Origin of the sequence: Enterococcus sp. LX10, from assembly GCF_023539285.1 — a bacterium.
Lineage (GTDB): Bacteria > Bacillota > Bacilli > Lactobacillales > Enterococcaceae > Enterococcus > Enterococcus faecalis.
The window spans coordinates 2,353,757-2,378,081 of the sequence record NZ_CP092784.1 but is presented as its reverse complement, the minus strand read 5'-3'; the positions used below and the strand labels follow the sequence as shown (position 1 = coordinate 2,378,081).

The 24,325-nt window shown below is 38.2% G+C and carries 20 protein-coding genes and 1 other annotated feature; of the genes, 15 read left to right on the top strand and 5 right to left on the bottom strand.

Annotated elements, in window-relative coordinates; translation table 11 throughout:
- The first annotated feature begins 25 nt into the window (after positions 1 to 25).
- The 5 genes from MKZ30_RS11210 to MKZ30_RS11190 all read left to right on the top strand — a co-directional run bounded on the left by MKZ30_RS11210 (position 26) and on the right by MKZ30_RS11190 (position 7,076).
- The gene (locus MKZ30_RS11210) at positions 26 to 1,339 is read left to right on the top strand and encodes an NCS2 family permease (protein ID WP_033601107.1); all 1,314 of its coding nucleotides are present in this window, start codon (positions 26 to 28) and stop codon (positions 1,337 to 1,339) included.
- Positions 1,340 to 1,498: 159 nt separating this feature from the next.
- On the top strand, positions 1,499 to 2,713 hold the full coding sequence (gene thiI / locus MKZ30_RS11205; protein ID WP_002359156.1) for a tRNA uracil 4-sulfurtransferase ThiI: 1,215 nt from the start codon (positions 1,499 to 1,501) through the stop codon (positions 2,711 to 2,713).
- 129 nt (positions 2,714 to 2,842) lie between these two features.
- On the top strand, positions 2,843 to 3,490 hold the full coding sequence (locus tag MKZ30_RS11200; RefSeq protein ID WP_002365189.1) for a redox-sensing transcriptional repressor Rex: 648 nt from the start codon (positions 2,843 to 2,845) through the stop codon (positions 3,488 to 3,490).
- 63 nt (positions 3,491 to 3,553) lie between these two features.
- Positions 3,554 to 4,042: a thiol peroxidase gene (gene tpx, locus MKZ30_RS11195; protein ID WP_002355111.1), complete on the top strand. Its 489-nt coding sequence runs from the start codon at positions 3,554 to 3,556 to the stop codon at positions 4,040 to 4,042.
- A 49-nt stretch (positions 4,043 to 4,091) separates the two neighbouring features.
- Positions 4,092 to 4,331: a binding site (T-box leader), on the top strand.
- A gap of 102 nt (positions 4,332 to 4,433) precedes the next feature.
- A complete protein-coding gene (locus tag MKZ30_RS11190; protein WP_033601108.1) occupies positions 4,434 to 7,076 on the top strand; it encodes a valine--tRNA ligase in 2,643 nt (880 codons plus the stop codon).
- A 46-nt stretch (positions 7,077 to 7,122) separates the two neighbouring features.
- Here MKZ30_RS11190 and MKZ30_RS11185 read toward each other — a convergent pair whose 3' ends face one another.
- A complete protein-coding gene (locus MKZ30_RS11185; protein ID WP_002355114.1) occupies positions 7,123 to 7,722 on the bottom strand; it encodes a TVP38/TMEM64 family protein in 600 nt (199 codons plus the stop codon).
- Positions 7,715 to 10,279, bottom strand: a complete 2,565-nt coding sequence (locus MKZ30_RS11180; RefSeq protein WP_033600521.1) for a YfhO family protein — start codon at positions 10,277 to 10,279, stop codon at positions 7,715 to 7,717. Before MKZ30_RS11180 ends, MKZ30_RS11185 begins: the two co-directional genes overlap by 8 nt.
- A gap of 248 nt (positions 10,280 to 10,527) precedes the next feature.
- Between MKZ30_RS11180 and MKZ30_RS11175 the strand changes: the two genes are divergently transcribed.
- The 4 genes from MKZ30_RS11175 to MKZ30_RS11160 all read left to right on the top strand — a co-directional run bounded on the left by MKZ30_RS11175 (position 10,528) and on the right by MKZ30_RS11160 (position 13,602).
- Positions 10,528 to 11,850, top strand: coding sequence for a bifunctional folylpolyglutamate synthase/dihydrofolate synthase (locus tag MKZ30_RS11175; RefSeq protein ID WP_033600523.1), 1,323 nt, complete (start codon positions 10,528 to 10,530; stop codon positions 11,848 to 11,850).
- Positions 11,834 to 12,493 (top strand): HAD family hydrolase, encoded by a 660-nt coding sequence (locus tag MKZ30_RS11170; protein ID WP_016616796.1) that lies wholly within the window; start codon positions 11,834 to 11,836, stop codon positions 12,491 to 12,493. The genes MKZ30_RS11175 and MKZ30_RS11170 overlap by 17 nt, the downstream gene beginning before the upstream one ends.
- 56 nt (positions 12,494 to 12,549) lie before the next feature.
- Entirely contained in the window at positions 12,550 to 13,248 is a 699-nt protein-coding gene (gene radC / locus MKZ30_RS11165) for a RadC family protein (protein ID WP_002365188.1), read from the top strand.
- Positions 13,249 to 13,401: 153 nt separating this feature from the next.
- Entirely contained in the window at positions 13,402 to 13,602 is a 201-nt protein-coding gene (locus MKZ30_RS11160; protein ID WP_002355121.1) for a cold-shock protein, read from the top strand.
- Between the two features lie 105 nt (positions 13,603 to 13,707).
- Here MKZ30_RS11160 and rnjA read toward each other — a convergent pair whose 3' ends face one another.
- From rnjA to MKZ30_RS11145, 3 genes are all read right to left on the bottom strand, one after another.
- Positions 13,708 to 15,393: a ribonuclease J1 gene (rnjA, locus tag MKZ30_RS11155; RefSeq protein ID WP_033600524.1), complete on the bottom strand. Its 1,686-nt coding sequence runs from the start codon at positions 15,391 to 15,393 to the stop codon at positions 13,708 to 13,710.
- Between the two features lies 1 nt (position 15,394).
- Positions 15,395 to 15,607: a DNA-directed RNA polymerase subunit epsilon gene (locus MKZ30_RS11150; protein ID WP_002355123.1), complete on the bottom strand. Its 213-nt coding sequence runs from the start codon at positions 15,605 to 15,607 to the stop codon at positions 15,395 to 15,397.
- Positions 15,608 to 15,911: 304 nt separating this feature from the next.
- Positions 15,912 to 16,298 carry a YbaN family protein gene (locus tag MKZ30_RS11145; protein ID WP_002355126.1) on the bottom strand — a complete coding sequence of 129 codons (387 nt, stop codon included), beginning with the start codon at positions 16,296 to 16,298 and terminating at the stop codon, positions 15,912 to 15,914.
- 228 nt (positions 16,299 to 16,526) lie between these two features.
- On the opposite strand from MKZ30_RS11145, the gene efrA reads away from it, so the two are divergent.
- The 6 genes from efrA (at position 16,527) to mltG (ending at position 24,264) form a co-directional block, all read left to right on the top strand.
- A complete protein-coding gene (efrA, locus tag MKZ30_RS11140) occupies positions 16,527 to 18,254 on the top strand; it encodes a multidrug efflux ABC transporter subunit EfrA (RefSeq protein ID WP_033600526.1) in 1,728 nt (575 codons plus the stop codon).
- Positions 18,251 to 20,020 (top strand): multidrug efflux ABC transporter subunit EfrB, encoded by a 1,770-nt coding sequence (efrB, locus tag MKZ30_RS11135; protein WP_002365186.1) that lies wholly within the window; start codon positions 18,251 to 18,253, stop codon positions 20,018 to 20,020. The genes efrA and efrB overlap by 4 nt, the downstream gene beginning before the upstream one ends.
- 242 nt (positions 20,021 to 20,262) lie before the next feature.
- A complete protein-coding gene (locus MKZ30_RS11130; protein ID WP_002367316.1) occupies positions 20,263 to 20,754 on the top strand; it encodes a gamma carbonic anhydrase family protein in 492 nt (163 codons plus the stop codon).
- A 13-nt stretch (positions 20,755 to 20,767) separates the two neighbouring features.
- Positions 20,768 to 21,919, top strand: coding sequence for a non-hydrolyzing UDP-N-acetylglucosamine 2-epimerase (wecB, locus tag MKZ30_RS11125; protein ID WP_033601332.1), 1,152 nt, complete (start codon positions 20,768 to 20,770; stop codon positions 21,917 to 21,919).
- 74 nt (positions 21,920 to 21,993) lie between these two features.
- Positions 21,994 to 22,671, top strand: a complete 678-nt coding sequence (locus MKZ30_RS11120; protein ID WP_002386325.1) for an HAD family hydrolase — start codon at positions 21,994 to 21,996, stop codon at positions 22,669 to 22,671.
- A gap of 207 nt (positions 22,672 to 22,878) precedes the next feature.
- Positions 22,879 to 24,264, top strand: a complete 1,386-nt coding sequence (gene mltG, locus MKZ30_RS11115) for an endolytic transglycosylase MltG (RefSeq protein ID WP_002375722.1) — start codon at positions 22,879 to 22,881, stop codon at positions 24,262 to 24,264.
- The last annotated feature ends 61 nt before the right edge of the window (positions 24,265 to 24,325 follow it).

Below are 24,325 nucleotides of genomic sequence, written 5' to 3'. Positions count from 1 at the left end.
TATTTAGATTTTAGGAGGACGGAACATGAAAGAAAAAATAAGTTCATATTTTGAACTTGAACAATTGAATACGAATATGAAACGAGAAATGTTAGCTGGTTTCACCACATTTATCTCAATGGCGTATATTTTGTTCGTTAATCCAACCGTACTTGGTGCTTCTGGCATGGACGAAGGCGCTGTTTTTACTGCCACCGCTTTAGCGAGTGCTTTAGGTTGTATTTTAATGGGTGTGTTGGCGAAATATCCGATTGCGACAGCACCAGCTTTAGGAATTAATGCATTCTTTGCTTATTCAGTCTCTGTTGGTATGGGGATTCCTTGGCAAACGACATTAGCAGGCGTTTTTGTGGCTTCATTGATATTTATTTTAATTACAATTTTTAAATTACGCGAGCTAATTATTGATGCAATTCCTGCAGACTTGAAATTTGCCATTTCAGGTGGAATCGGGTTGTTTATTGCTTTTCTTGGTTTAAGCCAAGGTGGCTTAATTGTGGCTAATGATGCGACACTCGTTGGCTTAGGACCTTTGAATGTTGGTTCAACGTGGGTCACCATTGTCGGCTTAGTCGTAACTGCAATTTTGTTAGTTTGTCGAGTGCCTGGTGGTATTTTTATTGGGATGGCGATTTCAACGATTGTTGGTTTAGCGACAGGCGTTATTCCAATGCCTGATAAGATTATTTCAAGCGCGCCAAGTTTAGAACCAACATTTTTAGTGGCGTTAGGACATGTGAAAGATATCAATACGATTCAAATGTGGGTCGTGGTTTTAACGTTCCTATTAGTAACATTCTTTGATACCGCTGGTACGTTGGTGGGCTTAGCCAATCAAGCAGGTTTTATGAAGGACAATAAAATGCCGCGTGTGGGGAAAGCTTTAGCTGCTGATTCAACAGCGATGTTAGCTGGTTCTCTACTAGGGACATCGCCAGTTGGCGCATATGTAGAATCATCTGCGGGGATTGCTGTGGGTGGTCGTTCAGGAATCACAGCTATTACAACAGGGATTTTATTTATTTTCAGCTTGCTATTTTCTCCTTTGTTAGCAGTTGTCACTTCGCAAGTTACAGCACCAGCGTTGATTATTGTTGGTGTTTTGATGGCACAATCCTTAAGCAAAATTAAATGGAACGAGATGGAAATTGCGATTCCTTCCTTCTTAATCTTGTTAGGAATGCCATTGACATACAGCATTTCAGATGGGATTGCCTTAGGCTTTATCTTCTATCCAATTACAATGATTGCGGCAAAACGTGGGAAAGAAGTTTCGCCAATTATGTATGGCTTGTTCTTTGTTTTTGTCGGATTCATGTGGATCCTGAATGCGCAATAAGCAAGAGAGAAAGTTATCAAATAGTTGATTCATAAGACAATGAACTTATGAATCAACTATTTTTTTTCGACTAAGCACTAGAAAAACGCCCCTTATTTGATGTATAATTTGCAAAGACATTGACCTGTGAAGATACAGGAACAGAGAGGAATTAATTGAGTGAAGTATACAGAAATTATGGTTCGCTATGGCGAATTATCAACTAAAGGAAAAAATCGTAAAACGTTTATCATGCAGTTAGCACAAAATGTGAAACGTGCGTTAGCTGATTTTCCAGCATTGAAAATCCATGCAGATCGAGATAGAATGCATATTTTATTAAATGGGGAAGATAGTGAAGAAGTGATTCCAAAACTAAGTAAAGTGTTTGGAATTCAAAATTTTTCGCCAAGTATTCGTATTGAAAAAGAAATGCCAGCGATTCGTGCAATGGTTCAAGAGGTTGTTCGGGAAGTTTATACGCCAGGTAAGACGTTTAAAATTACTGCTAAACGTTCGGACCATTCATTTGAACTTGATTCAAATGGCTTGAATCAAGAATTAGGTGGGGCTGTTATTGAAGCCATCCCGGAAATTCAGGTACAAATGAAAAAGCCTGATATTAACTTAAGAATTGAAATTCGTAAAGATGCGGCGTATTTATCTTATGAAACGATTCGCGGTGCGGGTGGATTGCCAGTGGGCACCAGTGGTCGTGGTATGTTGATGTTGTCAGGAGGCATTGATTCACCAGTTGCAGGTTATTTAGCTATGAAACGTGGCGTGGAAGTGGAAGCTGTCCATTTTGCTAGTCCACCTTATACAAGTGAACAAGCGTTACAAAAGGCTAAAGATTTAGCTGAAAAATTAGTCCCTTATGTAGGAACTATTCAATTTATTGAAGTGCCCTTTACAGAAATTCAAGAAGAAATAAAACGAGTTGTTCCCCAAGGCTACTTAATGACCATTACACGACGTTTAATGTTACGCTTAACAGATGCAATTCGTGAAATGCGGAAAGGTTTAGTCATTATTAATGGTGAATCGTTAGGACAAGTGGCTTCGCAAACACTTCAAAGTATGGTAGCAATTAATGAGGTTACCTCAACACCGATAATTCGACCCGTTGTTTCAATGGATAAGACAGAAATTATCGAAATTGCCGAAAAAATTGACACGTTTGAATTAGCCATCCAACCCTTCGAAGATTGTTGTACAATTTTTGCGCCACCGCAACCGAAAACACGACCTCGCTTGGATAAAGCGCAAGATTATGAAGCGCGCTTAGACTTGGAAGGTTTAATGGCTCGGGCCTTAGAAGGACTCAAAATTACAGAGATTTCAGCAGAAACAGCGAAAGATAAACAAGAAGACGAATTTGCAGATTTCCTATAAGAAATAAATACAGTGACGGTCGCTTAGACGTCACTGTATTTATTTTGTACTTATTTCACAAACAAGTTGCTCGGAGAGGGGAACCGTGATAAACTGAATATGTGAAGTAGGTAACAAGGAGGACAGAGGATGGAGAAAAAAATGCCTAAAGCAACGGCAAAACGTTTGCCGGTTTATTTACGTTATTTAAAAATGTTAGGGGATTCTGGTGTTAAACGCATTAAATCACGAGAGTTTAGTGAAATGATCCAGATTCCTTCTGCAACGATTCGGCGTGATTTTTCCCATGTTGGTGAACTGGGCCGAAGCGGTTATGGTTACGATGTGCCGTATTTAATTGAGGTATTTAGTAATATTTTAAATACGCAAGAAGAAAAAAGAATTGCTCTGATTGGTTGTGGCAATTTAGGCAAGGCATTATTAAAAAATAATTTTAGACGCAACGAGAATTTGAATATTGTCTGTGCTTTTGATAATGATTCAGCTTTAGTTGGCACCACGATTAATGGATTATTAGTTCATGATATGTCTGAGTTAGAAGCATTCGTTCGACAAGAAGGGGTCACGGTAGCCATTTCTACAGTACCAAGTCACCATGCCCAAAAAGCCATCGACAAAATTGTACAAGCGGGTGTGACTGCGATTTTAAATTTTGCGCCAGACCGTGTCAGTGTGCCAGCCAACGTTAGTGTGCAGTATATTGATTTAACAACGGAACTGCAAACACTGATTTATTTTAATGAAACTTTTTCACTAGCAAATAGCCCAAAGCAATAAAATTGTCTTCATAAAAATCCTCTACTATACTTATTATTGAAAGTGGAAAAGGAGGATTTCAGAATGAATGTTACAAGAAAAGGGCACGTATTAGAATTGACAGGTGAGCAGCCTAAAGTTGGCACAAAAGCCCCCGTCTTTTCTTTGAAAAATTTAAACAACCAAGAAATCAACTTGGCAGATTATAAAGGTAAAACGGTTTTAATTAGTGTGGTTCCTGATATCGACACACGTGTTTGTTCACTGCAAACGAAACGTTTCAATCAAGAAGCGGCGAAATTAGACGGTGTTCAGATTATCACGATTTCTAATAATACAGTCGAAGAACAAGCAAATTGGTGTGCCGCTGAGGGTGTCGAAATGGAAATGCTTCATGATACTGAAGACTCATTTGGTGCAGCTTATGGTTTGTATATTCCAGAAATGGGCCGTTTAGCACGTGCTATTTTTGTGATTGACCCAGAAGGAACGTTAGTTTATGAAGAAATCGTCTCAGAAGTTTCGTCGGAACCCGATTATCAACAAGCGTTAGAAGCTGCAAAAAAAGTGTAATCCCTCTAGATTACAAATTGACTTTGCTTGCGCTTCATTGTAGAATGAAGCAAAGACAGCGAACAAGAGGAGTATCATTGGCGTCGTTTTAGAGAAAAAGTCGTTCAGGTGCAAGACTTTTACACAACCAGTGAGAAGGTAGCTTGTGAGTCAATGGTTTGAACACAGTACGTTAGTAGAACGATTCGTTTCGTGAACGTTATCTCACGAATGAGTGGCATTTGAATGAATTCAATTCAAATGCAATTTAGGTGGTACCGCGTAAATAAGATGAATCTACGCCCTAAAATACGAAAGTATTTTAGGGCGTATTTTAGTGTTTAGCCCAAAAAACTCATTTGTAAAATAATTACCGCTCCAAATCGCGTATTTTAAGAAAGAAGGGGAAAAAATGTCAGAAGAAAAAAACTTACCAACGAAATATCAACCGACAGAAATCGAAGCTGGCCGTTATCAAAAATGGCTAGATCAAGATTTATTTAAACCAAGTGGCGACAAAAAAGCGAAGCCCTATTCAATTGTTATTCCACCACCTAATGTAACAGGGAAGCTACACTTAGGGCATGCTTGGGATACAACATTACAAGATATGATTATCCGCCAAAAAAGAATGCAAGGATTTGATACGTTATGGCTACCAGGAATGGACCATGCCGGAATTGCCACGCAAGCAAAAGTAGAAGAGAAACTAGCACAACAAGGAATTTCACGTTACGACTTAGGTCGTGAAAAATTTGTTAATCAAGTGTGGGAATGGAAAGAAGAATATGCTTCTCACATTCGTGAACAGTGGGCAAAAATGGGTCTTTCTTTAGATTACAGCCGTGAACGTTTCACTTTAGATGAAGGGCTATCTGAGGCTGTTCGTAAAGTGTTTGTCTCTCTTTACGAGAAAGATTTGATTTACCGTGGTGAGTATATCATTAACTGGGATCCGAAAGCGAAAACAGCATTGTCTGATATTGAAGTAATCCATAAAGATATTGAAGGAGCTTTTTACCACATGAGCTACCCATTATCAGATGGTTCTGGTGTTGTTGAAATTGCGACAACGCGTCCTGAAACAATGTTGGGAGATACGGCGATTGCGGTCCATCCAGAAGATGAACGGTATCAGGAACTTATTGGTAAGACAGTTGTCTTGCCATTAGTCGATAAAGAAATTCCAATTATTGCAGATGACTATGTAGATATGGAATTTGGAACAGGGGTTGTAAAAATCACACCTGCCCATGATCCAAATGACTTTGAAGTCGGTAATCGTCATGACTTACCTCGAGTAAATGTTATGAACGAAGACGGCACGATGAATGAACTGGCTGGAAAATATGAAGGAATGGATCGTTTTGCTGCACGTAAAGCGATTGTCTCTGACTTGAAAGAACTAGGTCGCTTAATTAAGATCGAAACAATGAATCACAGCGTGGGCCATTCAGAACGAACAGGCGTTGTCGTGGAACCACGTTTATCGACCCAATGGTTTGTAAAAATGGGACCACTAGCTGAAAAAGCAATGAAAAATCAAGAAACAGAAGACGCTGTTGAATTTTATCCACCACGCTTCAATCAAACATTTTTACGTTGGATGGAAAATGTACATGATTGGGTTATTTCGCGACAATTATGGTGGGGCCATCAAATTCCTGCTTGGTATCACAAAGAAACGGGCGAGATGTATGTTGGAATGGAAGCACCAGCCGACAGTGAAAACTGGGTTCAAGATAGTGATGTCTTAGATACATGGTTTAGTTCTGCATTATGGCCATTTTCAACGATGGGCTGGCCGGACGAAGCAAGCGAAGATTATCAACGTTACTTCCCAACAAGCACATTAGTTACTGGCTATGACATCATCTTCTTCTGGGTGAGTCGTATGATTTTCCAAAGTTTAGAGTTTACAGGTGAACGTCCCTTCCAAAATGTCTTAATTCACGGCTTAATTCGTGATGAGCAAGGACGCAAAATGAGTAAATCATTGGGGAATGGGATTGATCCAATGGATGTCATCGAAAAATATGGTGCAGATGCGTTACGTTGGTTCTTATCAAATGGTTCAGCTCCAGGTCAAGATGTTCGTTTTAGTTATGAAAAAATGGATGCTTCTTGGAACTTTATCAATAAGATCTGGAATGCAAGTCGCTTCGTTATCATGAATGTAGAAGGTATGACTGCTGCAGATATTGACTTTAGTGGTGAAAAGACTGTCGCTGATCGTTGGATTTTAACGCGCTTAAACGAAACAGTCGCCCGTGTGACAGAATTATTTGATCGTTTTGAATTCGGTGAAGCAGGTCGTCAATTATACAACTTCATCTGGGATGATTTCTGTGATTGGTATATTGAAATGAGTAAAGAGATTCTTTACGGAGACAATGAAGTAGCTAAACAAACAACACGGAGCATCTTGGTGTACACATTGGATCAAATCTTACGCTTATTGCATCCAATTATGCCGTTTGTAACAGAAGAAATTTGGGAAAAAATTCCGCATCAAGGTGAGTCATTGGTTGTGGCAGAGTATCCAGTTGTGCATGAAGAATTTAACGATGAAGCAGCAGCTCGAGGAATGGAAGTTCTGAAAGAAGTCATTCGTTCAGTTCGGAATATTCGAGCAGAAGTGAATACACCACTTTCTAAACCAATTACCTTGTTAATTAAAACAAACGATACAGAAGTAGAAGAATTTTTAACAGCTAATACTAGCTACTTAGAACGCTTCTGTAACCCAGAGGAATTAGTCATCAGTCGTGAAATAGAAGCGCCAGAATTAGCCATGTCCGCTGTATTAACAGGCGCAGAACTATTCCTACCATTAGCTGGGTTGATTAATATCGAGGAAGAAATTGCTCGCTTAGAAAAAGAATTAGACAAATGGACAAAAGAAGTCAAACGTGTGCAAGGCAAGCTTTCAAATGAACGTTTTGTGTCAAATGCACCAGATGAGGTCGTGGAAGCAGAACGTGCAAAAGAAAAAGACTACCTTGAAAAACAAGAGGCTGTCAAAGAACGGATTGCCCAATTACGTTCAATCTAAAAAAGAAAAGACAACAAAACCAAACGTTGGTTTTGTTGTCTTTTTATTATAATTTGCCAAATAATTGAAACAAATACAACATTAAATAGCTGTAAGTAGCCACAGACCAGAATTTCAATAAAAGAACAATTTTCATGAATTCCTTTAAAGATATATCTGTAATTCCCGCCACTAAACAAACAATATCATCTGGAGCGAAGGGGACTAACATAGTAAAGATTAAGAGCTTTTTGACATTGTGTTCATTTTTGTCTAAAATCTCTTCAAATTTTTTGTATTTATTGGGTGAAAGGATTATTTTTACAAAGCTACGTCCATAGTAACGAACCAGTAAAAAGCCAATAAACTCACCAATAATCAACCCAAGATAGCTATACAAAAGGCCTTGCAAATTGCCAAACATCAACATTCCTGCAACAGAAGAGATTCCTCCAGGTAGAATAGGAATAATCACTTGGACGATTTGTAAAAGAATGAAACACAGAACCGCATAGTTACCAAACTGTTTAATAAAAGCTTGCAAGGAAGCAACAGAATGAAAAATTCCTCTGGAATATCCCCATAAAATTAAGCCGAAGAAAAGCACCAGTCCAACTAGGGGTAACCACCGAATGAGTCCATTTAAAAATTTTTTCTGATTAGTCATGAGTGGCCTCCTGACGTTTTCGACGGTATTTTTTAAAGCCAAGATAACCAGCCGTTCCCAGTAAAATCGTTCCGCTGACGGCAGTGCCGAGATAAATCATTCTTGGATGATAGGCAAAGGTTAACTGCTGTTTGCCAGCTGGGACTTCAACAGCTAAAAAGCCACCTAGAATGCGTTGTGTTTTTAATGGTTCTTTTTGTAGCGACGATTTGACTTGCCAATCTTGGTCATAAGGAATGGACGTATACAGTAACTGAGTGTCATTTCCAGGTACATTCAGTGCGCCATTTAAATGGCCTTTTTTAGTTGCATTCACGTGAAGAGCTTGTTGGCGTAATTTGTCAACCGCACGATTAAAGGCTGTTTGGTCTAAAGTTTGAAGTTGCCAATTGGTTAAATCAACCACTTGTTCAGCAGTTAGTGACAGGGTCACGGTAGTTCCTTTTTCAAAATGCCCTAAATTGAACAGTTGATTGGTTGCAATATAAATCGGCGTCGAGATAACTTGTTGGTTTACCTTCAATTGTGTAACTTTTTTCCATTTTAAATTCGGAATATAAAGATGCAAGTCACCAGTGCTATTCACTTTAAAGGTTGCTTCAATTGTTTCGTTGGTATGATGAGGTTCATTTATCAACGAAGCTGTTTTAAAGTAAGGTTTATCCGTCGGCACGAGCGTTTGCAGGAGTTCTTCTTGGGCATCTAAAGGATTATTTTTTGCTAATTTTAACTTGGTTAATGCGGTTGGCGCCAAAAAGCCTATACCGATCGCTTCATCATTTTCCATGATTTTCGTGGAACCAACTGTTTTTAGCAATTTTTCACTCGTAGGTTTTTCAATTGGTAAAAAGTCATATTTCACATTTAAAAGTAAATTGGTTAGTTGTGAATTATCCACATAGGCAATCCGGCGATCATTTTTTCGATATAAACCTAGCGCACTTAATGTGTCTTGGGTAGTGGCAGTTAAAGTCGAAGTATAGCTAGAAACGCCAGCATAGCCATAAAGTAAAGGATTATTGTAGCCGTTATTGATTTCACGGAACCCTGTTTCTTTGGAAGGAATGACTTGTTTCATGCGATAAAGTTCTGGTGCTGAGGCCATTTTTTCATCGATTAATTGGCTGTGTTTTCGGTAATCTTGGGCAAATGTTGCTTGGCTACCAAAGGGCATGTGTTTAAAAGAAATCCAGAAATTCGTTGTTAATTCTGTGCTGACCAGTAAGAATAAAGCCACGACTACATAGTTTCTTAAGGCCTTTTGGTGTGCAAAACGCAAGCAAACGAAAATCAACCAAATAAAAAGTAAACTTAGCCATAAATAATTGATCGAAATTAAGAGATTCTTTTGTGGACCATAATACAAAGATCCGTAGCCAATGACTAACAGCAGACTAAAAATAATAGGTGCGGACCAAGGAATGGTCACTCTTGTAAGCCAAGCTTCATAGGCAAAGACAATCAATAAAAAGCTAAAGATAAAGACATTTCGGTAAGGGAACCCAGCTGGGCTTTGAAACATGTGCCACACAGTGTTAAAGGCTTCTAACCAAAAGCTTAAAAAGAGAATGAATAAAAGAATCGCTGAAGCTATTCTTTCTTTTAACGCAATTTGTTTCGTTTGAAAATAGGCAACACAGAGGAGTGTCACAAATAATCCAGCAAAAACGGTTGGTAAATGGTCTAAACGCAACTCATAATTAATAGAACCTAAGCCTAATTGCGAGAAGAACGAAGTGTTGAACTTAGGCGTTAAAAAGAACGTCGAGACATCAAAATCTGCTTTTTTTGTATAGAGCATCCCTTCTGCTGCAGGTAATAATAAAAAACTAGTTGCGGTTCCTGTTAAAAAAGAAACGAGGATGAATAACGGACTTTGTTTAAAAAATTGCCGAATAGCATGGGCTTGGGTATTCTTTTTAAAGAACCAATAGATACTGTACAAAACAGCAAAGAGACAAATCATATAACCCATGTAGTAATTCGTCACAATCGCTAAAAATAGGGTGATACTGTATAAGCCCCATTTGCGTTGATCCCATAAACGTTGGAGTCCCAATAAGATAAGCGGGAATAGAATCAGTGCATCCAACCACATAAAGTTTTGGCTATAGACGGTGACAAAGCCACAGAAACTATAGGAGGTTGAAAAAAGTAACGTGGTGCCATCAACTTTTTGATAGGTGTATTTTAAATAGCTAAACATCGTAGTGCCCATCAAGGCAAGTTTTAAGGTAATAATCCATAAAATTGCTATAGGTAATTGTTCATAAGGAAAAAAGAAAGCCAACACATTAAAAGGGCTCAGTAAGTAATAGGCTGCCAAAGGAACAATCGACTCACCAATCTCATTGGAAAAAGAGTAGAATGTAGTTATTCCCTCGTGAAAAGAGCGTTTTAAAAAACTCAAGAAAGGCATGTATTGTGTGCCTAAATCACTAACTAATAAGTTGTTGTCACCAAAAGGCGCAAGTTGTAATGTCATCCATACAAGCAATAGAAGTAAAAACGGCAAGAAAAAACTTCCTAACCATAAAAGCTTCGATTTGTTTTTCATCAAAATAAGTCCACCTTTATAAAAAAATCATGAATAAGCGTGTTGAACGCTCTAAAAATAGTTTTTAATTGGCTGGCTAGAATGAACCATCCAGAATGTTAGTTTACCATAAGTTCATTAATGTATCCGCTAATAACGCAAAATTATGAAAAATGCAAAAAGTTTTCAAGAAAAAGTTTCAATTGGTTATTAGTGAAAAAGTCACCTAACTTGGTTATAATGTAGAAGAAGACAAGGAGTTGGACAAGATGCAATTAACAATAGAAGAAGCCATTGAATGGATTCATAGCCGGTTACCCTTTGGTTCAAGACCTGGTTTGGATCGGATTAATGCGTTATTAGAAAAAATTGATCATCCAGAAAACAAAGTGTCAACGATTCATATCGCAGGGACCAATGGTAAAGGCTCAACCGTGACATATTTACGCTGTCTATTAGAAGAAATGGGCTTGAAAGTCGGAACCTTTACCTCTCCTTATATTGAATCATTTAATGAAAGAATTGCGATAAATGGTCAACCAATTTCAGACGAACAATTGATTACCTATGTGGAAAAGTATCAACCAATCATTAAAGAATTAGACCAAATCACTGAAGTGGCTGGAATTACAGAATTCGAAACATTGACAGGAATGGCCTTGGACTATTTCGTGAATGAACAAGTGGATATCGCCGTTGTTGAAGTTGGCTTAGGTGGATTACTTGATAGCACCAATGTCGTGAAGCCAATATTGACGGGAATTACGACAATTGGGAAGGATCACACAGAAATTTTAGGTGAAACAATTGCTGAAATTGCCTATCAAAAAGCGGGTATTATTAAAGAAAAAGTCCCAGTAGTAACAGGCAATATTTGTGCTGATGCGCTAGCAGTCATTGAAAAAGTCGCACAAGAAAAACAGAGTCCAATTTTTCGTTTTGGCAAAGAGTATCAAGTGGAATATCTACATCCTGACACACAATGGGGGGAAGTATTTAATTTCTATGGAGAAATGGGCAAACTGACAAAGATTAAAGTTCCCTTGTTGGGGCGTCACCAAGTAGAAAACGCGGCGGTAGCTATTCAATTATTTGACAAGTATTGCCAACTACAACATTTGCCGTTTAAAGAACGAGACATTGCTCAAGGGTTGGCTAAAGCACAATGGCCAGCTCGAATGGAACGACTTAGTGATGAACCATTGATTGTTTTAGATGGTGCCCACAATGATCATGCAGTAAAACGCTTAGTTGAAAATTTGCGCAAAGAGTTTCCACAACACACGATTCATATTTTATTTTCAGCTTTAGCAACTAAAGATGTGGATGAGATGATTCAGGACTTAAAGCAAGTACCGAATGCGCATCTTTACTTAACTAGCTTCGATTATCCTAAAGCTATTGCACTTACAGAAATGGAAAAATATGAAGACGATTTAACAGAAATTGTGTCTTTATGGCAATTTGGCTTAGGCGAAATTTTAGAAAAAATGTCGACAGATGATTTATTATTAGTAACAGGTTCATTATATTTTGTTTCTCAAGTAAGAGAATTACTTTTAACTATAGGAGGAAATGATGAAGAAATTTGATGGCGTAATTTTTGATATGGATGGGTTGCTTTTTGATACGGAGTTGATTTACTATACATCTACTCAAAAAGTAGCAGATGCAATGGGGTTACCATATAGTAAAGAAGTCTATTTAGACTATGTTGGGATTTCCGATGAAGAAGTACAAGAGAATTACCGACGTATTTATGCATCTTATGGTCACGACACAGTGGAAGAATTTATCCGCCGTTCTTATGAGGATACCCTGCAAGAGTTTCGATCTGGTAACGTCCCTTTAAAACCAGGGGTGGTGGAATTCCTCGACTTTTTAGATGATCAAAAAATTCCTCGATTAGTTGCCTCAAGTAACGTCCGTCCAGCAATTGAAATGTTATTAAGCCATGCTGGGATTCAGGATCGTTTTGTAGGGATCGTTTCAGCAGAGGATGTTAAACGAGCAAAACCGGACCCAGAAATTTTTCAAAAAGCTCGTCAACTTTTAGGAACAGAAGCCCCGAAAACCTTGATTTTCGAAGACTCATTTCATGGGGTAAGTGCGGCTCATAGTGCGGGCATTCCAGTGATCATGGTACCTGATTTATTGCAACCAACTGAAGTTATCCAAGAGAAAACATTACATGTCTTGGAGAGTTTACATCAAGCGCCACATTATTTAAAATAATAAAAACAACACTCCTTTGCGTAGTTTATTAATGACTAGCAAAGGAGGTTTTTTTTATGCAAGTATCGGATCTGTTTATTCGCGAGATGCCGAGTGATTGTTTACCACGAGAACGGCTCTTAGCGATAGGAGAAAAAGCATTATCGAATCAAGAGTTGTTGGCGATTCTGTTACGAACTGGCTCAAAAGAAGCAGACGTGATGACTGTTGCTGCAACGCTGTTAAAACAGTTTAAGCAACTTTCTTATTTGCAGCAAGCCACATTGAACGAGTTAATGGCTATTAAAGGCATTGGCCAAGTGAAAGCCATTGAATTACGTGCGGCCATTGAATTGGGGTGTCGAATTTATCAAAGTAGTCAAATCAAATTTGGCAAAGTTACGTCCAGTCAACAAGTCGCTCAACGATTACTTCAAGAGATGAAGGGACTGCAACAAGAACATTTAATTTGTATTTACTTGAATACCAAGAATGACATTATCCAACAGAAAACGATTTTCAAAGGATCACTGAATCAAAGTATTGCTCATCCACGCGAAATTTTTCGGGAAGCGGTTAAATATTCTTCTGCTCGCATACTATTAGCTCATAATCATCCATCTGGCAATCCGACACCGTCTCCACAAGATATTCAATTTACCAAACGAATGGAAGAATGTGGCGAAATGATGGGGATTCAATTGTTGGATCATATTATTGTTGGTGATAGCGGATACATTAGTTTGAGAGAAGAGAATTTTTTTGCTTCAGAATGAGGACAATTCTTGCAAAAATATTTTATCACGTGTAAAATGAAAGGGTAATCTTGTTTGGAATTATGTAGACTTTTTAAATTTTTTTAAATATTCTATTGGAAGCGAGCAAAGTTACGACTATTTATGTGCAAATGCACGAGGAGGAACAAAAGAATGGAACAAGGAACAGTAAAATGGTTTAACGCAGAAAAAGGTTTTGGGTTTATCTCACGCGAAGACGGAAGCGACGTATTCGTACACTTCTCAGCTATCCAAGGTGATGGTTTCAAAACTTTAGAAGAAGGTCAAGCAGTGACTTTCGATGTTGAAGATTCAGACCGTGGCCCTCAAGCAGTTAACGTAGAAAAAAACTAATAAAAAATAATCCAAAAACACCTAACGCATGTTAGGTGTTTTTTTGTTAGAAAAAATAGAGAAGAAAAATGGACAAGCATTTTTCTTCTCTATTAAATGAGAGCTTTATTGATCACTAACTGTGGCAGTCATAATCATTGGCAGAATCATTGGATGACGTTCTGTTTGTTCAAACAAGAAAGGCTGTAAAGCGGTCGTCATAGCTTCGCCTAATTTTGCTTCGGTACAGTTTTTATCTTTCATTGCTTCACGTAGAGCATTGAATAAAAGACGTTGGCCTTCATGAATCATATCACCAGACTCACGCATGTAGACAAAACCACGGGAAAGAATGTCTGGACCAGCCATAATTTCTTTATTTTTAATATCAACTGTTGCTACCGCTAAAACTAAACCTTCTTCAGATAAGATACGACGATCCCGTAAAACAACATTCCCGATATCGCCGACACCATTTCCATCAACGTACACGTCGTTAGCGTTGAAGTGACCAGCAGGACGTGCGCTATCAGCCGTTAAAGCTAAGACATCGCCGTTGCCCATGATAAAGCAATTTTCTTCAGGAACCCCTGTATCTTGAGCGAGCGAAGCATGGATTTTTAACATTCTAAATTCACCATGAACAGGCATGAAATATTTAGGCTTCATCAAGCGAAGCATTAATTTTTGCTCTTCTTGTCCACCGTGACCAGAAGTATGGATATTATTGATTTTTCCGTGGATAACTTCCGCACCGGCTTCAGATAATAAGTTGATTAAACGGTTAACGCTTGTCGTATTCCCAGGAATTGGTGAACTTGAGAAAACAACCGTATCGCCTGGTTGAATACTAATTTGGCGATGTGTACCGTTAGCAATCCGACTAAGCGCGGCCATAGGTTCTCCTTGAGAGCCAGTACATAAAATCATTGTTTCATTTGCTGGCAATTGATTCAGTTCCGCCGCATCGACAAACGTTCCTTTTGGCACTTTGATGTAGCCTAAGCGTTCGCCATTGACAATGGCATTTTCCATGCTACGACCAAAAACAGCAATTTTGCGACCGGTTTTCACGGCTGCATCAGCAGCTTGTTGTAAACGGAAAATGTTTGAAGCAAAACTGGCAAAGATAATCCGACCATCAATTTTTTCAAAGATTTTTAAAATAGAGGTCCCGATTGTTTTTTCGGATTTTGTAAAGGTGGGTATTTCAGCATTGGTACTATCCGAAAGAAGACAAAGGACGCCTTCTTCACCTAATTTTGCCATTCTGTGTAAGTTGGCTGGCTCGCCAACGGGTGTAAAGTCAAACTTAAAGTCACCTGTTGCGACAATGTTACCAGAAGGCGTTTTAACCACAACGCCCAAGGCATCAGGAATACTGTGAGTCGTCCGGAAAAAGCTAATCGCTGTTTTTCTAAAACGAATCACCGTATCTTCATTAATTTCGTGTAATACCGCTTCTCGCAATAAACCATGTTCATCTAGTTTGTTGGTAATTAAAGCCAAGGCTAGTGGTCCCGCATAGATTGGAATATTCGCTTGACGTAAAAGATAAGGAACGCCACCAATATGGTCTTCATGACCGTGGGTAATAACGAGTGCTTTGACTTTATGCAAATTTTGAACGATGTAGCTATAATCTGGAATCACGTAGTCAATCCCAAGTAAATCATCTTCTGGGAATTTGATCCCAGCATCAATAATGATAATTTCATCTTGGAATTGTACCCCATATGTGTTTTTTCCAATTTCGCCTAAACCACCGATTGCAAAAACGCCAGTTTCGTTATTTTTTATGTTTACTTTCATGTTAAAACTCCGTTAGAGTGAAGTCCGCATGTTCTTGCTCATAAGCAAGATGTTTTTCGTCTAATAATTGAACGTATTCAATATTGTATGGGGTATTTTCTTCAACTAATTGGCGCACGATTACATCGCTATCGGCTTCCATGTAAAGAGATTTTGTGTCTTCTCTTTTTGGGTTTCTGATTTTTGTTTCTTGATAGTATACTTTGTAAATCATCGATTCATTTCTCCTTCAGCTACTAATAGTAGCAATTTATAGTTTTTTTCATTTTAAGACAGAAAATTAAACACAACAAAACGAGGTGCTGATCACCTAAAAAAGAATGCTCATCAAAAACATCTGTTAATGATGAAATGAAGCCTCGACTTTGCTTCATTCTGGGTATTTGATTTTATGTGTTCTTTTTCAACCGTCCCGTGTGTTGTGAATAACAACAATTAAGCTTATTTTATCATAGAATGATAAGGAAGTATAGAAACACTCACTGGACTTTTAAAAAAAACAAACTTCTTGTTTCGCCTTATTCTTGATCAAGTTCGAGTGCCTTTTTTTTAGGACGCCAATACCAACTTAAGCCAATCACGTGAGCTAAATAAACAATCGCTAAAGTCGTAGTCATCAACGTATTTCGGACAATTAAACACGGAATGGCAAATAAAAGAAACATGGAAATAAATAGTTTCCATTTGCCTTTACGAGTAATTTTTTTCTCAAAGAAGGCTTCTTGGATATATTTTTGATAATAAGAAGAAGCTAAAAATTTGTTATAAAGTTTATCTGAACTACGCATCCAAAAAAAGGCCGTTAATAAATAAAAACCAGTGGTGGGTAAAAGCGGCAAAAAGATTCCTAACGTGCCTAAAGCAAACGTACAGGAACCGAGAAAAATGAAGAATAATTTTTTCATTCAAAGGGTCCTTTCAGTTTTTCCCAATTATGGCACAATCAAAAGGAAGTAGCAATTTTAATCGTATAAGTAAATCATTAAAATTATCTATTTTTTAGAAAATCTAAAAGAGAAAGGATAGAAAGAGAAAGGCTGTTTTTTCTAGCCAGACAGCTTGTATTACCGATTTCTTTTTGATACAGTGGGAGTACTAGAAAATTTAAAGTAAGATAAGAAGGAGATGATTAATTGAAGTTAATGTGGCGTTACACAATGCGTTATAAGAAATTACTTTTCGCTGATTTTATTTGTGTGTTTGGTTTTATTTTAATTGAATTAGGCTTGCCGACCATTTTAGCACGAATGATTGACAAAGGAATTATTCCTAAAGATATGGACTATATTTATCAGCAAGGGATTTGGATGGTTGTAATTACGATTATTGGTGTCGCAATGAATATTTTGCTGGGGTACTTTGGTGCCAGAATTACAACAAACATTGTTCGTGATATTCGTGATGATTTATTTGAAAAGATTCAAACTTTCTCACACAGTGAATATGAAAGTATTGGGGTTTCTTCCTTAATTACGCGAACTACCAATGATGCATACCAAATTATGCTCTTCATGGGAAATATTTTACGTCTTGGCTTTATGACGCCAGTGATGTTTATTGCCAGTCTTTACATGGTGATGCGAACGAGTCCGTCGTTAGGAATGTACGTTTTAGGTGCCTTGCCTTTTCTGCTGCTAGCAGTTGTCGGAATTGCTCGTTTGTCAGAACCGTTATCTAAAAAGCAACAAAAGAACTTAGATGGAATCAATGGGATTTTAAGAGAAAATCTTTCTGGATTGCGGGTAATACGCGCATTTGTTAATGAAAAATTTGAAGAATCTCGTTTTAATAAAGTCAATGAAACTTACACTAAAAGTTCAAAAAGTTTGTTTCGTTTAATGGCAGCAGCCCAACCAGGCTTCTTTTTCTTATTTAATATTGTGATGGTCTTAATCATTTGGAGCGGGACTGTTCAAATCAGCCACGGGGATTTAGAAGTTGGGAATTTAATAGCTTTTATTGAATATATTTTCCATGCGCTGTTCTCGTTTATGTTATTTGCCAGTGTCTTTATGATGTATCCTCGGGCTGCGGTTTCGGCTTCACGGATTCAAGAAGCCTTAGACATGGAACCAGCTATTCGTGAAGAAGAAGGCGTAACAGAAACAGCTACTAAAGGCTATCTAGAGTTTAAAAATGTAACCTTTGCCTATCCTGGACATGCGGAAAGCCCAGTTATTCGCAATGTAAGTTTTAAGGCGTCACCTGGTGAAACAGTGGCCTTTATTGGGAGCACAGGTAGTGGGAAATCAACATTAATTCAATTGATTCCACGGTTTTATGATGTATCAGAAGGTGAAATTTTAATCGATGGAGTGAACGTAAAAGATTACCAACTTAGTGCATTACGCAATAAAATTGGCTATATTCCACAAAAAGCGTTACTTTTTACTGGTACAATTGCTGATAATCTTCGCTACGGTAAGGAAGATGCGACGTTAGAAGAAATGGAACGAGCAATTGACATTGCTCAAGCAACAGAATTTGTTTCACAAAAATCGCAAGGCTATGATGAACCTCTTTCAGAAGGTGGCACGAACTTTTCTGGTGGTCAAAAACAACGTTTAGCTATCGCACGGGCGATTATTCGCAATCCGGAAATTTATATATTTGATGATAGTTTCTCTGCGTTAGATTATCAAACAGATGCAAATTTACGAGCGCGTCTGAAAAAAGAAACAACAGAATCCACTGTTTTAATTGTGGCACAACGTGTTGGAACAATTATGCATGCGGACCGCATTGTTGTTTTAAACGAAGGCGACGTGGTCGGAATTGGCACACATCGTGAATTACTTGAGACTTGTCCAATTTACTATGATATTGCGGCTTCTCAATTGTCAGAGGAGGAATTAGCATGAAACACGCCTTTTCTTCTATGAAACGAATCGGTCGCTATATTAAACCGTACCGAGTGACGTTTTATTTAGTTATTTTATTTACAATATTAACCGTTGCCTTTAATGCAGCGTTGCCTTATTTGACTGGATTACCAACGACAGAAATTAGCCGTAATATTGCGGCCGGCGAATCAATCAACTTTGATTATGTAATCCAATGTTTAATTTGGATTTTAGTTGTGGGAACAGGTTATTGTGTGGCACAATTTTTGTCAGGCTTTTTAATGACGAATGTCGTTCAACAATCCATGCGCGATTTACGTCGCGATATTGAAGAAAAAATCAATCGTTTGCCAGTTTCTTATTTTGATAAGAACCAACAAGGAAATATTTTGTCACGGGTGACGAACGATGTGGATGCTGTCAGCAATGCGATGCAACAAAGTTTTATCAATATTGTTTCAGCAGTCTTAGGGATTGTGATGGCGGTAGTGATGATGTTTTTAATCAATCCGCTGATGGCGATTTTTTCAGTGATTATGATTCCGTTGTCGCTGATTATTTCCAGAACAATTGTTAAAATCTCCCAGAAATATTTCCAAGGAATGCAAAATTCTTTAGGAGACTTAAATGGTTATGTCCAAGAAAATATGACTGGGTTCAGTGTTTTAAAACTATATGGTCGGGAAAAAGAAACCCTTGAAGGCTTTAAACAAGTCAATCATCGTTTAAATGGTTTTGGTTTCAAAGCATCCTTTATCTCAGGATTAATGTTGCCATTGGTTCAGATGACCGCTTATGGGACCTATATCGGGGTAGCTGTCCTTGGTAGTTACTATGTGGTTGCTGGTGTGATCGTAGTGGGGCAATTACAAGCGTTTATTCAATATATTTGGCAAATTAGCCAACCAATGGGGAATATTACGCAGTTGTCTGCAGCTTTACAAAGCGCTTCAGCTTCGACCATGCGGATTTTTGAAATCCTAGATGAGCCAGAAGAAGAACTTAACGAACAAGATGTTCCTTTGCCAGAACCTATTTTAGGCTCTGTTGAATTTGAAAATGTCAGCTTTAGTTATGACCCAGAAAAACCGTTAATTCGTAATTTGAACTTTAAAGTTGATGCGGGCCAAATGGTTGCGATTGTGGGACCAACTGGCGCTGGGAAAACAACCTTAATCAACTTACTGATGCGTTTTTATGATGTAACAGAAGGCGCCATTAAAATTGATGGTATTGACACGAAAAAAATGAACCGTAGTGATGTCCGATCTGTATTTGGAATGGTATTGCAAGATGCTTGGTTGTATAAAGGTACCATTGCAGATAACATTCGTTTTGGGAAGTTGGATGCCACGGATTATGAAGTTGTGGATGCAGCGAAAACGGCCAATGTGGATCACTTCATTCGGACAATGCCAGACGGGTATGAAATGGAAATCAATTCTGAGGGAGATAACGTTTCCCTTGGTCAAAAACAATTGTTGACCATTGCCCGAGCGGTAATTTCTGATCCGAAAATTTTGATTTTAGATGAGGCGACTAGTTCAGTCGATACACGCTTGGAAGCCTTAATTCAAAAAGCAATGGATCGTGTTATGGAAGGACGAACGAGTTTCGTTATTGCCCACCGCCTATCAACTATTCGTGAAGCTGATTTAATTCTTGTTATGAAACAAGGAGAAATCATTGAAAAAGGTACGCATCATGAGTTGCTGGAACAAGGTGGCTTCTATGAAAAACTATACAATAGTCAATTTGCTGAAGAAGGCGACTATGAGGAATAAAAAAGAGCCTGGGACAAAAATCACTTTGGATTTTTGTCCCAGGCTTAAAAATTGATAAACGGCGGGAACAGAAGCAACTCCTTCGGAAATAAGCCGAAATTATCCAAAAATTATAGAACAATTTTCGGAAATTCCTTCTTATTTCTCGGAGTTAAACGCTTCTGTCCCGACCTCTTTCTTGTCTTTTTTACTATGAAAGTGAGTAATTCTTGTCTATACTTAATGAAAAGAGGTGACAGAGTTTGAAAAAAGAGTATTTTATTGCTGCTAGTGCAGATGTCTATGGAAACGTACAACTAGCGAAGGATAGTAATATTTGGTTTCAGTCGGTCTTAAGAGGTGACAGTAACACAATTACCATTGGTGAAGGTAGTAATATTCAAGATGGCACGATTATTCATGTTGATGAAGATGCCCCGACAATTGTAGGCAAGTATGTAACAGTGGGTCATCAATGCATGTTACACGGTTGTAAAATCGGTGATGGTGCTTTGATTGGCATGGGTTCAACCATTCTAAATAACGCTATTATTGGAGAAAACAGCCTGATTGGTGCGGGCTCTTTAGTGACGGAAGGCAAAATTATCCCGCCAAATGTTTTAGCATTTGGTCGACCCGCGAAGGTTATCCGTCCGTTAACGGCAGCAGAAATAGCCAGTAATCATACGAACGCCTTACATTACGTTCAACGAGCAGAAGAATTTCGCCAACAAAAATACCCGAAACTAACATAGAATTAGGAGGAAAATGATGAAGAAAATTAAAGTAATGACGGTTTTTGGAACACGGCCAGAAGCGATCAAAATGGCGCCCTTAATCAAAGTTTTAGAAGAGCAAAGTGAAGGATTTGACTCTGTAGTAGTCGTAACAGCGCAACATCGCCAAATGTTGGATCAAGTGTTAGAAGATTTTCAAATTACACCGAATCATGATTTAAATATCATGAAAGATGGGCAAACCTTAACAGATATTACAAGTCGTGTTTTGAATTTATTAACTGAGGTTCTTGTGACAGAACAGCCGGATATTGTCTTGGTTCATGGCGATACAACCACGTCATTTGCGGCTGCATTGGCTGCTTTTTATCAACAGATTCCGGTGGGACATGTGGAAGCAGGATTGCGGACCTGGCAAAAATATTCTCCGTTTCCGGAAGAAATGAATCGTCAACTGGTAGACGTGTTAACGGATATTTATTTTGCCCCAACCACTCAAAGTAAGGACAATTTAATCAAAGAAAATCATCCAGAAGAACATATTTATGTAACTGGCAATACAGCGATTGACGCGATGGCGTACACTGTTGATGCCCACTATCAAAATGATTTATTGGAAAAAATCCCTACAGACCAACGCATCGTGCTAATTACAATGCATCGTCGTGAAAATTTAGGCCTGCCAATGGCAAATGTTTTTAAAGCTGTTCGTCGACTTGTAATGGAACATCCAGAAATTGAAGTCATTTTCCCTATGCACAAAAATCCCAAAGTCCGTGAAATAGTAGCGGAACACTTAGGTGAATTAGCTCATGTGCATTTAATTGAACCATTAGACGTCAAAGATTTTCAAAATTTTGCAGCGAAAAGTGCGTTAATTTTAACTGATTCTGGCGGTGTGCAAGAAGAAGCTCCTTCCTTAGGTGTGCCAGTTTTAGTTTTACGAGATACAACGGAACGTCCAGAAGGCGTAGCGGCAGGAACATTGAAATTGGTTGGTACAGACGAACAAGTAGTCTATCAAGAGGCGAAAACATTATTGACTGATTCTGATGCTTACCACGCGATGGCGCATGCACAAAATCCGTATGGGGATGGTCAAGCTAGCCGCCGAATCGTTGAAGCCATTGCCTATGAAATGCAGCAATCAGATAAAAAACCAGATACGTTTACAGCAAAATAAATAAAAAGGCAGAGAAGCGCTGAAAAATGTGCTTCTTTTGCGTATCTTATTTTGAAGAATCAATTAGACAAAAAATGCTAGAAAGTAGTGAAGTGAAGATGTATCAAACGATTTTATTTGATTTAGATGGCACAATTACGGATTCTGGTAGCGGCATTATGCGTTCTATTTTGTACGCAACAGAACAATTAGGCTGGCCAGCTCCTAGCGAGGAGACGTTACGTTCTTTCATAGGGCCGCCTTTATATGAGTCATTTTTGCACATGGCGCCTTCAGCTGAAGCAGCGCAACAAGCCGTGGGTCATTATCGAGCGTATTATCAGAGAAAAGGTATGTTTGAAAATCATGTGTATCCAGGGATCCCAGAGGTACTAACAAGGTTAAAGGAAGCGGGAGCAAAGTTATACATTGCGACTTCCAAGCCAGAAGAATTTGCTAAAAAGATTATTACTCATTTTGATTTAGATCGTTATTTTACAGGCATCTATGGAGCGAGCATGGACGGTCATCGTTCTAAAAAAGCAGATGTGATTCAGTATGCATTAACGGAAGCTCAATTAGACCCAACCAAAGAAGCAATTATCATGGTTGGTGATCGTAATCATGACATTCTTGGTGCTCAACAAAATGGCTTAGATAGTATAGGTGTCTTGTATGGATTTGGTGAAGAAACAGAATTACAAGAGGCGGGAGCGACATTCCTAGTACAATCGCCTAAAGACTTAGGTGCTATTTTGCTACAAAATTCTTAATAGAAAATGGATTTTCGATAAATTTAGGAGGATTTTAAGATTTATTATCGTTTCAATAGAAAAGCGCCATCATAGGCTTTAAACGTTGTCAATGATGAATTTTTTATCAGGGAATGACGGTCTTTTTATTAAAAACATTTAATTTTAAAGAGGTTTCATGTATAATAGTTTCAGTCATAAACGATAGAATAGTAAGGAGGGTTAGTTTTGGCTAATGATAACCAAAATAACCAAGATCCCAAATCTTCGCTTAGAGATCAAGTAACTGGGTCTTTAAAAGGTAGAAATGATGGCGATCAACCTGATTCCTCTGAAAAAAATGATAGGTCTCCCCAACCTTCATCTGATGAATCACAAGAAACAGCGAGCCGCACAACACAAACACGTGCAGGTTCTAGAGCTGCTCGAAGACGTGGGAAAGACAAGACAACACAGACAGTCGAAGAGCCAACCCCGATTGAAACAGACGAAAAGCCAACAAATACAAAAAAACAAACACGTAAAAAAGAAGATCGTTTAGTCGGTCGTATCGTGTTAATTGTAGTTTCTGTATTGGTTTTAATGATGGCAATCTTTGGGTTTACTTTTTATAAATATGTAGACGCTGGGCTACAACCACTAGACAAGAACAATAAGAAGCTTGTTCAAGTGCATATCCCAGAAGGATCTTCTAATAAGCAAATTGCTGCGGTTTTAGAAGAAAGCAACGTCATTAAAAGCGGAATGGTTTTTAACTACTACGTAAAATTTAAAAACTTAACAGATTTTCAAGCGGGCTATTATCAAATGTCTCCAAGCATGACACTCGATGAAATTGGTGAAATGCTAAAAGAAGGAGGCACGCCAGAACCAACTAAAATTGCAGATGGCAAAGTAACGATTCCTGAAGGCTACGATATAGATAAAATTGGCGAAGCTATTGAAAAAAATACAGATTTCAAGAAAGCAGATTTCATTGCATTAATGAAAAACGAAGACTTCTTCAATCAAATGAAAGCTAAGTATCCTGATTTACTTGAAAGTGCTGCAACTGCAGAAGGTGTTCGTTATCGCTTAGAAGGCTATTTGTTCCCGGCAACTTATGATTACTACAAAAAAGCAACACTTCCTGAATTTGTCGAACAAATGATTGCTAAAATGAACACAGTAATGGAACAATATACGCCGACAATTCATGCAAAGAATTTAACCAATCAGCAAGTCTTAACGTTAGCTTCATTGGTTGAAAAAGAAGGAGTCAAAGAAGCAGACCGCAAACAAATTGCGCAAGTATTCTTTAACCGCTTGGCTGCCGATATGCCAATCCAATCAGATATTTCTATTTTGTATGCTCTAGGAGAACACAAAGAAACTGTAACGTATGCTGACTTGGAAGTGGACTCGTCTTATAACTTGTATAAAAATACTGGTTATGGACCAGGACCATTAGATAGCCCAAGTGAGGAGTCAATTAAAGCAGTCTTGAATCCGACACCAAGTGACTATTTATACTTTGTAGCAGATATTTCTACAGGAAAAGTCTACTTCTCAAAAACATATGAAGAACATCAAGTATTAGTAGATCAGTATGTCAATAATTCAAGTAGTGAATAAAATGAAAACATAAAAGAGCTTGGTGAATCAATTTTGTATGATTCACCAAGCTTTTAGATAC